The sequence below is a fragment of the Pedobacter ginsengisoli genome (assembly GCF_002736205.1).
In the GTDB taxonomy this organism is placed as follows: domain Bacteria; phylum Bacteroidota; class Bacteroidia; order Sphingobacteriales; family Sphingobacteriaceae; genus Pedobacter; species Pedobacter ginsengisoli_A.
The window spans coordinates 3,589,724-3,603,322 of the sequence record NZ_CP024091.1; the positions used below are offsets into that span (position 1 = coordinate 3,589,724).

Consider the following 13,599-nt stretch of genomic DNA (forward strand, 5'->3'; position numbering starts at 1 on the left):
TTGATTTATTTATTACTTTGTGCAAAATTAGTATTCCTAAACTGATGCATCGTATTATAATAAATATTTTTTGCGCACTGCTTCTACTTATTGCCTTCTCTTGCAATACATCTTCCTCCAATAAGGATAAAAAGGTATTCAATATCAATCTTGATCAGAATTTAACTTCTCTCGATCCGGCCTTTGCCCGTAATCAAAATGCCCTTTGGATGATAAATCAGGTATTTAACGGATTAGTACAGATCGATAGTGATCTTAATGTAATACCCTGCATTGCAAAAAACTGGCAAATATCTTCTGATAAATTAACCTATACTTTTAATCTTCGCAACGATGTATATTTCCATAATGATCCCATTTTCCCTAATGGAATAGGCAGAAAAGCGGTAGCTTCCGATTTTGTTTACAGTTTTTACCGGCTTATCGACCCTAAAGTTGCCTCATCTGGAGGCTGGATATTTAGCGATAAGGTAAAAGACATCAACAACTTTGTAGCAATAAACGATAGTACTTTTCAGGTGAAGCTTTTAAAGCCGTTCCCAGCATTTATGAAATTGCTTACTACTCAATATTGTTCGGTAGTACCAAAAGAAATTGTAAACCACTATGGCAAAGATTTTCGGAGCCACCCTATCGGAACAGGCCCTTTTAAATTTAAGTATTGGAAAGAAGATGAGATCTTGGTATTACTAAAAAATGAAAATTACTGGGAAAAAGTCGGCAATACTAAACTCCCTTATCTTGATGCGGTAAAGGTTACATTTATTACAGATAAGCAAAGTGCATTCATGAATTTCCTTAAAAAGGAGCTCGACTTTTTTGACAAGGTTGACGGGAGTTATCGTGATGACATCCTAACAAAAAGCGGAAAAATGACTGCAAAATACAAGGGTAAATTCAAGCTTCAAAAAGGCCCTTATCTTTGCACAGAATATGTAGGAATACTGGTAGATACCAATATAGCAATAGCCAAACATTCTCCTTTAAAATACAAAAAGGTGAGGCAGGCTATAAATTACGCTATCGATAAACCTAAACTAATTAAGTATTTACGCAACAGTATCGGCATCCCGGCAACGGCAGGCTTTATTCCTAAAGGAATGCCCGGGTTTGACAGTACTGCAGTAAAAGGCTATCATTACGATCCGGAAAAAGCAATAGACCTGCTTGCTCAAGCCGGTTTTCCAAACGGTAAAGGAATGCCTCAGGTTACCCTTAGCACCTCCACCACTTATAAAGATCTTATTGAATTTATACAGGGTGAACTTGCAGCCATTGGCATCAAAGTAAAAGTAGATGTTAGCCCCAATGCAAGCTTACGAGACTTAATGTCTAAAAACGAAGTGAACTTTTTTAGGGGTTCCTGGATAGCTGATTATCCTGATGGCGAAAATTATCTTGCCATGTTTTACTCCAAAAACAAGGTCCCGAATGGGCCAAACTATACCGCTTACTACAATAACGAATTTGATAAATTATTTGAGGAAAGCTATTATGTTAGCGACAATGCACGGCGCTATCTGCTGTACCAAAAAATGGATCAAATGGTAATTGATTATGCTAATATTGTACCTATCTATTATGATCAATCAGTAATTATGACTCAAAATAACATTAGCGGATACAACATGAATCCACAAAACCTGATGATCCTTAAAACAGTCAAAAAAAATTAAGAGCCTGTATCATAATTCAATTTAGCTTCGAAGCTGCCAAATAATATTTCATAGCAGTCTTCATTTCAATAAAAAACGGCAATTTTCAAATAGAAACTTGCCGTTTTTTATTGTCTTTTTATTCTTGTTAGAGGGTGTTCAAAATTAAATTCTGTTTAAGAACTGTGATTTTGATTAATGATACGGCCTCTTAATATATAATCTTTGTGGTTAAGGATACTATTTATTGTACTCCACCGCCCCCCATTCCACCTTGCTCTTCTTTTTTCAAGTCATCGTTTTTAATCGATTTCTTTTGGGTAAACTTAAGCTTACCAAAGTTGTAGCTAAAGTTTAAACCGAATGAGCGCAACGGATAATGAATATCAGTATTCTGACTTGATGTTGCGGTATTATTTACGGTTTTGATATTCAAATCCCTGCTAAACGGATTCAGTACATTTAAACCAATAGTTGCCTTTTTATTAAGAATCTCTTTTTTCACTGCACCACCGTAAAAATACATCGCATCAGTTTTTCCCTGAAACGTTCTTCTTGGCGAATTAACTACTCCCCAAAGTTCAGTACTCCAGCCACCTGATAAAGCATAAGCTGACCTTGCAAATGCAGTATAATTAACAAAAGTTCCTGTATTTATATTATTATTTGCGTTACTTACATCGTAGGTATTCATTCCAAAATTGGCCATTAAAGTCCATTTTGGTTTAGGGTTATATGATCCAAACACATTAAAACCATACGATTGACTTGTACCAACGTTTGTATACGATGTTAAGTTTTTATTTACACCATCTTCTACTATTGGCCTGATAAAGCTTTCAATAACATTCTTTGTATTGCGATAAAACACAGAAGCATTAATCACTGATCCTTTAATAAAAGTTGAGTATCCAAGTTCAATATTGTCACTTAACTCAGGTGACAATTCCGGATTTCCCTGCATTGGGTTATAAATGTCACTTTCATTTCTAAAAGGATTCAGATAGAATAAACTTGGTCTCTGTATCCTTCGGTTATAACTCACCTTTACTGTAGTCATGCCTTTTAAAGTCTGTGATAAAACTAAGCTCGGGAATAAGTTAAAATAGTCGTTTTTAAACGGGAGGATATTGCCTGCTAATCCATCAATCTTAGTATACTCAGCTCTTAAACCAGCCTTTGCCGTAATTTTTTTAGTTAATTTAAAACCAAGTACACCATAAGCAGAGCCAACATTCTGATCATAGTCAAAATCCTGGGCATTCTGGTCATAGTCACTTATAATATTTCTAAAAATACCTTTTAAACCGGTCTCAAGAGTAGTTGTTTTACTAAAAGGATAAGTGTAATCTGTCTGAACAGTGTACTCATTATTTTTACCCGTATTACCGCCAATTAAGGTAAAATCAGGCACTCCCTCACTTACAAATCTGTTTGTAAAATCGCTGGTATTTCTTCCTCTTGAAAGCTGTGCTGAAACACTCAATTCTTCACCTTCCTTTTTGCTCGTTTTCCTATAATCAACGTTCCAGTCCATGTTATTGAAGCCCATATCCATATCTCTTATATTCTGAGAAAAGACATTATTAGTTAATATATCAGAGCTTCCAGGCCCTCCGTTAGAGAATCTGTTAAACTTAACTGTTGAGCTAATGTTATGATAACTGTTAAAGTCATAGTCCATTCCGCCACTTCCGTTGTAGCCAACTCTAGACCATTTAGAAAAACCATTCTGCGAAACTGTATTTGTAACTCCGTCTACAACAGAACTATTAAACACAACCACCTTCGAATTCTGCGGATAAGCATGATTAACACCCAGGTTACCTGTTAAAGATAAACGACCTGTTTTAGCATTTAAATTAAATGCACCATTATTTGAACGTGTTCCGGCCGATGTATTTAAACTTCCACTAACACCTTCTGCAGTTTTCTTCTTTGTAATGATATTAATAATACCACCTGAACCTTCAGCATCATACTTTGCAGATGGGCTTGTAATTACTTCAACACTTTTAATCTGCTCAGCAGGAATCATTTTTAAAGCATCCGCAACACTATTGGCCATTGTTCCTGATGGTTTTCCGTTTATCAAAACACGAACTGAGCTTCCACGCAACTGCACATTTCCATTTATATCAACAGAAAGCATTGGCACTTTACGCATTACATCAGTAGCGTCACCTCCGGCATTGGTAATGTCAGCTTCAGCATTATAAACCAATTTATCAACCTTATTCTCAATTAATGCCTTTTCACCTACAATAGATACTTCCTTAAGGTTGCTTTCTGTTGGGCTTACATAGATTGTTCCTGCGTTTAAATCCGGTTTTTCAGGAGTAGTCTTAACGGATATTGATTTAGTTTTATATCCCATAAATCCAACCGAAAGTTTGTATTGATCTGGTGCTATATTTTGCAAAACAACTTTACCCTTCTCGTCTGTAACCCCTCCGTTTATAGATTTATTGTCTGCAGCTTTTATTAATGATACACTTGCGTAGTCGATAGGTTTTTTTGTTAGCGAGTCTAAAATTACTGCTGTAATACGTCCAGTTACTTTAGGTTTTTGTGGTGCTCCACCTAAAGAAAACTGAGCATTAGCATTCAGCATCATTCCCAATCCCACAAATAATAGTATAATTCTTCTCATAAAAATTTTATTTCTTCAATTAGTCTGCACAAAATCGGTTTTGTTACACTTTCTATCAACAGAAATCAGATTATTTGCAAACAGTAAACGGTGAACTGCTCCTTTTTATCGGCCAAAGGCTTCAGCCAGTAATTCATAAGAACGTAACCTTGCTCCGTGATCAAAAATATGGGAGGTAGCCATAATCTCATCAACCTGTGTTTGATCCAAAAATTGCTGCAAATCCTCTTTTATCGTTTCCTTGCTTCCTGTAAAAGTACAAGCCAGCATTTGTCCTGCCTGCTCTTCCTCATAATCTGTCCATATCCCCTCCATACTATCCACCGGAGGCTGTAATAGTCTGCGCTTACCCGTTACAATCCCTCTAAATAGTTGATACAAAGAAGTAGCAAGTTTGTTAGCTTCCTCATCAGTGTCGGCCGCCACAACATTTACACACGCCAAAACATACGGAGCTTCCAAATACTCAGACGGCTTAAAGTTTTGTCGGTATATATTTATTGCAGTAAGGAACTGAGCAGGGGCAAAATGGCTGGCAAAAGCATAAGGTAAACCCAAAGCAGCAGCCAACCGGGCACTATCAGTACTGGAACCCAATATCCATATCGGAATATCAAGCCCCTCACCAGGAATAGCTCTTACACTGCTCCTATGGTTATCAGGCGACAAATAAGCTTGCAATCTCAATACATCTCCTGGAAAATCCTGGGCTGCATTAATCCTTTCACCTCTAATGGCCGCAGCCGTTAACTGATCCGTACCAGGAGCCCTTCCTAAACCCAGGTCTATCCTATCAGGAAATAAAGATGCAAGGGTTCCAAACTGCTCCGCAATAACTAATGGCGAATGATTTGGTAACATGATACCTCCGGCACCAACTCTTATTTTTTTTGTTCCTCCGGCTATGTGCCCTATCACAACCGACGTAGCAGAACTCGCAACACTAATCATATTATGATGCTCTGCCAGCCAATAACGGTTATACCCCCATTCTTCAACATGGCGGGCAAGATCTAAACTTTTTTTAAAGGTGTCGGCAGGGGTTTTACCCTCAATTACTGTAGCAAGGTCTAATACAGAATATGGTATGGTATTCAATAATTTCTTCATATCACTTAAAAGTAGGTTGCAAAGCTAAAGCCTATTTCAGCCAAACTTCATTTTCCGATCACTATATGACTTTAAATCCACCGAACTCTAAAAAGCAGAAGTAAAATTCTATCTTGCAGGTATGAGACTATTATTTAAATGCCTGCTTTTTATTGTTGCTATCCAATTTACAGCAACTACACAAACCTTACTTGCACAAGAAATAAAGGCCGTTGTTCCAGGAGATTTTGCAGACCCCTCTATTATCAGAAAAGGTAATGAATATTATTCTGTAGGTACTTCTTCAGAATGGGCGCCACACTTTCCGATATTTAAATCCACAAATTTAAAAACATGGAAACAAACAGGGTACGTATTTAAACAAGCTCCGGAATGGGCAAATGCATCTTTCTGGGCACCTGAATATTATTATCACAACAAAACCTATTTTATATATTACACCGCCAGGCGCAAAAAAGATGGTGTTTCCTGCATTGGAGTAGCTACTTCAAAATATCCTGATAAAGATTTTAAAGACCATGGAATTATTATTGAGCATGGCAAAGAAGCAATAGATGCATTTGTATTTAACGACAAAGGTCAGCTATACATCACATGGAAAGCTTATGGGTTAGACGGCCGACCAATTGAAATACTTGGCAGTAAGCTATCGAACAACGGCTTATCTTTAATTGGTGATTCTTTTACAATGATGAAAGATGACAAGGGAATTGGCCTTGAAGGACAAAGCATTCTTAAAAAAGATGATTATTATTACATGTTCTATTCCGTTGGAAATTGCTGTGGCAGCAAATGTGACTATAATGTTAGGGTTGCCAGAGCCAAAACCTTTCAGGGACCTTATGAAAACCATACAAAAAACCCACTGTTATTTGAAAACGAATGGTGGAAATGCTCCGGGCATGGCACTTTTGTAAACAGCCCAGATGGCAAACCTTATTACATTTACCATGCTTATAATAAAGCCAGCAATGTTTTTTCTGGCCGCCAGGGTATGCTTGCGGAACTTATTTGGACCAAAAAAAATGAATGGCCCGAATTTAAAGAACTTTCACCTGCACCAAACCAACCCTCGGCCAATAATTTCAAAGCTAACTTCACTCCAAAAACACCAGCTGTAGATTGGCAGTGGGACTTCAGAAACTCAACGCCTAAGGTTATACAAAAAACAGGATTCCTGCATTTATCAGGCACTATCAAAAAAGAAAACAACGCAGGCATTGCATTAACCCTCCGTCCAAAGTTTTTAAACTATGAAATGCTTACAACAGTTGTTAATAACAACAATGCATTAAAAGGCCTTGTACTTTATGGTGATGCAAACGCCGCTACTGGTATCGGAGTAAAAGCCAATCAAGTCCACTTCTGGACCATAAAGGACAATAAATTAACTATCCTTAACACAGCTACCATCAACAATTCCTATTCCCCGCTTCAACTTAAGATGATTGTAAAATCCGACCTTACTTGTCATGTTTACTGGAGGCAAAAATCAACAGCCTGGAAAGAACTATCAGCAGGAGATAATGCATATTCAATAGATTTCCTTCCTCAATGGGACAGAAGTCCACGAGGCGGCCTAAATTTCAAAGGAAACTCTACAGAAGAGGCACAATTTTCATCATTTGAGCTTAATTATTTTAACAAATAAATTTATATTTGATCTGCTCTCTTATCACAACCCACAATTAAACTCAAAACAATGGACGTACTCAATTCTATCAGAAAAATTGATACAAGCTCTCTGGTAGACCGCGTAGAAACCAAACTTGTTGAGCTCCTTCAGGCAAAACAACTTAAAATTGGAGACAGTATCCCAACAGAGTTAGAGCTTTGTACATCTCTTGGGGTAAGCAGAACTGTAGTAAGGGAGGCGTTATTGCGATTAAGGCTAATGGGCCTAATCGATACTAAAAAGAAAAAGGGAACCGTAATTACAAGCCCGGATATCTTTGCAATACTTGGCAAAAGTATGAATCCGTATATTCTGGATGAGGAAACTTTACGAGAAATTTTTGAAATAAGACTTACCCTTGAAATTGGAATGGCCGACTTTATATTCCGCAATATTACACCCGAAAACATTAAAGAATTAAAAGCTATTGTTGCCAATGAACCTGAAGTAGCTAAAGATTATCTTTTTGATATTGATCATGAGATTATCTTTCATTCAAAACTTTACGAAATCACCGGAAACCAAACCATGAAAAAGTTTCAGAAAATGTTGCTTCCAATATTCGATTACGTAAACAACAGTGGAATGCTAAAAAAACCAACCACTTACGGAAAATTCGTATCTCATAAAGGGTTGGTTGATATTTTAGAAAATGGTTCCCCAGAATTATTCAGAAATGCAATGCGCAATCATCTGGAAAACCATTTTTTAAGATTAGCTCTTGTATAAACCTTAGGGCCTATTGCTTGTAAAGGCCTATTTCGGCAATAGCCGGATTTAACCTTGATGAAATAACCCTTAATCTTACTTCCGAAGCCGTAACAGGGGCAAAACGTAGTAATCGTTTGTAGCCAATTGTAGTGCCTTTTACGGCTTCTTTCCATTCACTTCCATCCTTATACTCTAAAACAAACTGTTCTACCCGCTGTCCTACTCTCAGGTTCTCTTGTAGTAGCAACAGATCAAATTGCTTCGGTTTTGACAGTTTAAGATCAATAACAAGTGTGCTATCGGCTGGCTTTGTTGCCCAGGCTGTATTATCTTTACCATCAAACAATACACCTGCTTTTTTTGCACTGCTGCCTTTAACTACTGCACCTACCAATAAATTTTCAGCAAACACTTTATCTTTTTGTTTCTTAAAGCCATGCAAAGATTTTATATCACTATCACTAATCAGGCCTCGGGTATCCGGAGGGATGTTCAATAGCAATACGCCATTTCTTCCAACAGAACTATAATAGATATCCATTAGCTTTTCCGGAGACTTAACATCCTTGTCTTCGCTGGTATGATAAAACCACCCCGGACGAATAGAAACATCGATCTCTGCCGGATACCACACCAAACTTTGAGCTTTTGCAATTTTTGCCCTGCTACCCAAATCATTTGCCATCATATCTCTTGGCGCAAATTCAACTTTCTGTTGCGAGTTTTCAGCTATTTTTTCGTTTTTAAGCTCATCGCCTGGCACAACACTCCATTCAGTCTCTCTGCCATAACCACTTTCCGTACCTACCCACCTTACATCTGGCCCTGAAACAGCAATAGTAGCCTTAGGTTGTAACTTACGAATCAATTCATACCACCTGTTATATTCATAAACCTGCTTTTTACCTGAAGGTCCTTCCCCGTTTGCCCCATCAAACCATACTTCATCAATCTGTCCATAATTAGTAAGTAATTCGGTAAGCTGGTTAATGAAATAATTATTGTATTCCATACTACCAAAGTACTTGGAATTGCGATCCCATGGCGAAAGATAAATGCCAAATCCAATACCAAACTCCTTACATGCTTCGGCAGTCTCCTTTACAATATCGCCCTTGCCTTCTTTCCATGGGCTATTTTTCACAGAATGCTCAGTGTATTTACTTGGCCATAAACAAAAGCCATCATGATGTTTTGCAGTTAAAATGATCTGCTTAAAACCGGCTTCCTTGCAAACCTTTACCCATTGTCTGGCATCCAGATCTTTGGGATTAAATATTTTTGGATCTTCTGATCCGTCTCCCCATTCTTTATTGGTAAATGTATTTATACCGAAGTGGATAAAAGCAGTTAACTCCAATTGCTGCCATCTTAATTGTCTGGCCGCAGGCACAACATTTGCAGCTTTTTTTACAATATCCCGTTCTGTATCACCCGGATTAATTTTAACATAGTTTTTATTAGTAAAGATTTGTGCATAACTACTATTTGACAGGCACACACAAATCACCAATCCAAACCCTATTGATAAAGTTCGGTTTATCTTGTTAAAATAATGTCTCTTCTCCATAATCTGATTAAATTGAATAATGATCAGTTTCAAAGAAAGCGCGATTTACATTATCAATAGTATTATTTTTTGTCAAAATGTTAAGTGATTTTGTCAAAAAACAATGTATACTATTTACTCAGCAAAGAATTCATAACCTCTTCAAATTCTTTTTTATACTGCACATAATATTCACCGGTTCCAGGGCCATAAAATGAAGTATTAATATGATTTACCAACCCTTTTTTATCCAAAATAATACTTGTAGGGAACACCTTAATTGCATTTAACTGAGGTAAGGTCTTCTGAGTCTTTTCCGGATCTCCGGCTGTAACACCAGTAATTAGCATCGGGTATTCAACCTTAAATTGTTGCTGAAACTTTTGCAGGCTTTTTCTTGATCTTGCCTCATCAGTACTCAATTCATAAGCTAAAGCAATAACCTCAACTCCCCTGTTTTTATTCTTACGGTAGTAATCACTTAAAAAAGCCATTTCATCCATACAGTTTGGGCACCATGATCCCATTAACTGTAAAACCACAACTTTATCTTTAAATCTTTGATCATTTATAGATACCACATTACCTTCAAGATCTTTAAAACTAAAATCAAGGCGACCGCTTTCTCCTTCTTTAAGCGCAGTAACCGGGGCTTCCAGTTTTACATTCAGGTCTTTTACAGCAGTCCATTTCTCTAATGATGTTGCTCCGCTATACAATGTTCCTTTAATAGTGTCCCCTTTAATTTTTGCAGAGAAAACAAGCGCATGTATCCCGTCAAAAGTCGAGATCATTAAAGAATCGCCAATTATCCTGCCATCAAGGTAACGGTAATCGCCAGAAGGAGTTAGGACAGAACCACCTACTTTCTGTCCATTTTGCGTAAACTCACCAATTGCTAACCGTACAGACTGATCTGCTCTTGTAAACTCAATTTTCCATTTTCCCTTAACAGAGGCATTGCCCGCAGACCCTTTCGGGAAACGGCTATCTTTTGATGTTGCAGAAAACGGCATAACCAAATCTTTAACAGATCCGCCCTTAACCCATACACCACTTATACTATCCTTATTAATTATTTTAACCCTAAAAGAAGATTCAAATACGGGCATTTTAATTAAAACAGAATCTTTAGAGATCTTTGAAATTTCTGTTTTAAGTTGTTCCGTATCATTTACTACGTAAAAAATTGTGGTCTTGCCTTGCGTTTGGATTTTCAGCTCAAACGGAATTTCCTTTCCATCTGTTCTATGCAAAGCTGCTTTCCATTTTCCTTGTTGCAAATTAATCTGCGCATTGCAGATTAAAGAAAAAGCTGTCAAAACAGCCAAAAACGTATATTTCACCATATTTTTCGTGCTCATATCCTATACAAAGGTAGCTGAATCACTCCTGATGAGTGTAAAATTATTTCATACGAAAGTAAAAAACGGATTATTAAACCCTTACTACAATCTTTCCCTGGGTTTTTCCGGTTTCAAGAGATAAGTGTGCAGCCTTCATCTCATCAAACTCAAACACTTGTGATACATGAGATTTGATAGCTCCACTTTCCATTAAAGCAGCAATTTCTTTCATCTCAGTGCCATCAGATTTTACCAGAATAGGATAACCAATCATACCCATAGCTTCAGCCTTTTCCGCAACTGCTTCATTTTGTCCTGATGGAATACTAATAATTGTGCCTCCCTTTTTCATTACCATTAAAGAATTGTTAATGGTCTCACCTCCAATTGTGTCAAGCACAAAATCAATATTGCTGGTAACTTCTTCAAGAGATTGGCTTGTATAGTCTATATGTTCATTGGCGCCTAAACTTAAAACAAAGTCCTTTTTGCCGGTCGATGAGGTTCCTATTACATAAGCGCCTAAATGTTTTGCAATTTGTACAGCATAGTTTCCAACACCACCAGCAGCTGCATGAATTAAAACCCTATCTCCCTTTTTCACTTTTGCATGATCTATAATTGCCTGCCAAGCAGTTAGGGCTGCTAAAGTAGCAGCAGCAGCGTCTTCAAAAGTTATATTAGCTGGCTTTAAGGCAACATGACCTGCAGGGGCCGCAGCATATTCAGCATATGCTTTTCCATGCCCGGGGAAATTTATCATTCCAAATACTTCATCCCCCTCTTTAAACATGGCAGATTTAGACGAGCTAACAACTCCGGCCACATCCCAGCCAAGAACAATAGGGTGCTCGTCCTTTAGCTTTGCAGCGCGCCCTTTGCCAGCCCGCGTTTTAACATCAACCGGATTAATGCTAATTGCTTTTACGTTTATAAGCACCTCTTCATCACTTATGGCAGGTAATGGCAGTTCTGAATAAACCAAGTTAGCTACACCGCCAAAATCCTTTAATATTATACCCTTCATTTTAGAAACCAATTTATACTGCAAATTACAAAAATTGAGTAGGATTGAGTTTATATGAGATCATAAGCAGTAATTTTAACAGAACAACAGTGATTGACGAGGTGATCTGGCTTAATGAATTTGGGAATAGCCCTCTGTTAACCTATTTTGAAGCCAAAGGTATTATAATTCAGTCCAAAAACTGAAATGGATGAGCTACCTATTCCATCTGTTTATTTGATAAAAGACCAGAAAAAAGTTTAATTAATATGCAGGTATTGCCTGATTTTTGAATGCAATTCTATCGGACTAAAAGGCTTTGCAACATAATCATCAATACCCGCCTCTAAAATTTGCTTATTAATTTCCGTTAATAACGAAGCCGTTAAAGCAATTATTGGCAGCTGCTTAAATTTATCATCAGCAATAGATCTTATTACTTTGGTTGCCTCATATCCATCCATTTTTGGCATCTCTAAATCCATCAACACAAGGTCGTAATGGTTTTCAATTACCTTTTCAACAGCTTCTGTACCATTTGCGGCACAATCAATATGCAGCCCCCATTTTTGCATAAATTTCCGGGCAACAATTACATTTATCTCATTGTCCTCAACCAGCAATATCCTAAATCCTGCAAGGCTCGAAAAATCCGCAACAATTTCAGGCACTACAGTATGGCCGGCCTTTTTCTTACTCTTTTTAAATTGCAGGTTAAACAAAAAAGTTGAGCCTATACCAACCACACTTTTAACCGAAATGTTACCACCAAGTAGTGCTACTATTTTTTTTGTTATAGCAAGGCCTAAGCCCGTTCCACCAAAAGCCTTGGTTGTATTTGCACTTCCCTGGGTAAAACTCTCAAAAATATAATCCCTTTTATCAGTTTCAATGCCTATTCCGGTATCAGTTACCACAAAATCTATATCAACCAGATTACCCACCATTCTATTTAATGACAAATCCATTATAACCGAACCTTTGTTCGTAAATTTTATGGCATTACTTACCAGGTTATTCAATATCTGGGCTAACCTTGTAGGGTCGCCCACCACCATAACCGGCAAATCGGAATCTATTTTTATTTTGAATTCAAGTCCCTTTTCCTTTGCTGTGAGATGATGAGTTTCCTTAACATTGTTTACCAAATCTATTAAGCTAAAATCAATCGGCTCTACCAACATCTTTCCCGATTCAAGCTTACTATAATCTAAAACGTCATTTATTAATTCAAGTAAGTTCTCGCCCGATAGCTTAAGAATCTTTAAACTCTCTATCTGTTCAGGTTTTGGGTTTTCCTGTAAAAGTAAATTGGTAATTCCAATCACTGCATTCATAGGTGTTCTTATCTCATGGCTCATGTTAGATAAGAACTGTTGCTTGGCTTTTTCAACAGCATCATTTAGGGAAGTTGTTTCCTCATTAATCCCCATTAGCTTATTGGTTTTTGAGCCAAGAACCGGACTTGCCTTTCTCGGTTTTTCCTCAACATTATTTTGTCTGGTAATATCCAAAAGAAGACCAATAACCCCTCCTACATCAGAAGGATCAGGGCATAAAGTAACATCAAGAAAAATCATTTTCCCTTGAATTTCAACGTCTGCAACAAACTTAAGTGATTCACCAGCCAATGCTCTTCGCATTATTTCGCCTGCAATAGGGTATAATTCAAAAATACTCTTCCCAACAGACTCATTATCTTTCACTCCAAACACCTTTAATCCCAGTCCAACAGATCGGGTAAATACTCCATCCTTATTTGTCTTAAAAATGACAACAGGTACGTTGTCAAGCAGCATTTGAAAAAGATAACTTTTCTCTTCTAGTGATTCTTGCATTGTTAGCAGTCAGCGAATAACATTTTTTTAGAAACCTTATTGCAATTTGCCCGCCA

At 37.3% G+C, this 13,599-nt stretch carries 9 protein-coding genes; 3 read left to right on the forward strand and 6 right to left on the reverse strand.

Annotation, left to right across the window (positions count from 1 at the left end; translation table 11 throughout):
* The first annotated feature begins 44 nt into the window (after positions 1-44).
* Positions 45-1,676 (forward strand): ABC transporter substrate-binding protein, encoded by a 1,632-nt coding sequence (locus tag CPT03_RS14765; RefSeq protein WP_099439561.1) that lies wholly within the window; start codon positions 45-47, stop codon positions 1,674-1,676.
* A gap of 223 nt (positions 1,677-1,899) precedes the next feature.
* Here the strand turns inward: CPT03_RS14765 and CPT03_RS14770 are convergent, their stop codons facing one another.
* Together CPT03_RS14770 and CPT03_RS14775 are read right to left on the reverse strand one after the other, a co-directional pair.
* Positions 1,900-4,308 (reverse strand): TonB-dependent receptor domain-containing protein, encoded by a 2,409-nt coding sequence (locus CPT03_RS14770; RefSeq protein ID WP_099439562.1) that lies wholly within the window; start codon positions 4,306-4,308, stop codon positions 1,900-1,902.
* Between the two features lie 105 nt (positions 4,309-4,413).
* The gene (locus CPT03_RS14775) at positions 4,414-5,418 is read right to left on the reverse strand and encodes an LLM class flavin-dependent oxidoreductase (protein WP_099439563.1); all 1,005 of its coding nucleotides are present in this window, start codon (positions 5,416-5,418) and stop codon (positions 4,414-4,416) included.
* A gap of 121 nt (positions 5,419-5,539) precedes the next feature.
* Between CPT03_RS14775 and CPT03_RS14780 the strand changes: the two genes are divergently transcribed.
* Positions 5,540-7,069, forward strand: coding sequence for a glycoside hydrolase family 43 protein (locus tag CPT03_RS14780; protein ID WP_099439564.1), 1,530 nt, complete (start codon positions 5,540-5,542; stop codon positions 7,067-7,069).
* Positions 7,070-7,120: 51 nt separating this feature from the next.
* Positions 7,121-7,822: a FadR/GntR family transcriptional regulator gene (locus CPT03_RS14785; protein WP_099439565.1), complete on the forward strand. Its 702-nt coding sequence runs from the start codon at positions 7,121-7,123 to the stop codon at positions 7,820-7,822.
* A gap of 10 nt (positions 7,823-7,832) precedes the next feature.
* On the opposite strand, the gene CPT03_RS14790 is transcribed toward CPT03_RS14785, so the two are convergent.
* The 4 genes from CPT03_RS14790 to CPT03_RS14805 all read right to left on the reverse strand — a co-directional run bounded on the left by CPT03_RS14790 (position 7,833) and on the right by CPT03_RS14805 (position 13,543).
* Entirely contained in the window at positions 7,833-9,407 is a 1,575-nt protein-coding gene (locus CPT03_RS14790) for an alpha-L-fucosidase (RefSeq protein ID WP_245869855.1), read from the reverse strand.
* A 77-nt stretch (positions 9,408-9,484) separates the two neighbouring features.
* Positions 9,485-10,717, reverse strand: a complete 1,233-nt coding sequence (locus tag CPT03_RS14795) for a peroxiredoxin family protein (RefSeq protein WP_099439567.1) — start codon at positions 10,715-10,717, stop codon at positions 9,485-9,487.
* Between the two features lie 73 nt (positions 10,718-10,790).
* Positions 10,791-11,726: an NADP-dependent oxidoreductase gene (locus CPT03_RS14800; RefSeq protein ID WP_099439568.1), complete on the reverse strand. Its 936-nt coding sequence runs from the start codon at positions 11,724-11,726 to the stop codon at positions 10,791-10,793.
* Between the two features lie 239 nt (positions 11,727-11,965).
* Positions 11,966-13,543 carry a response regulator gene (locus CPT03_RS14805; protein WP_099439569.1) on the reverse strand — a complete coding sequence of 526 codons (1,578 nt, stop codon included), beginning with the start codon at positions 13,541-13,543 and terminating at the stop codon, positions 11,966-11,968.
* Positions 13,544-13,599: the final 56 nt, after the last annotated feature.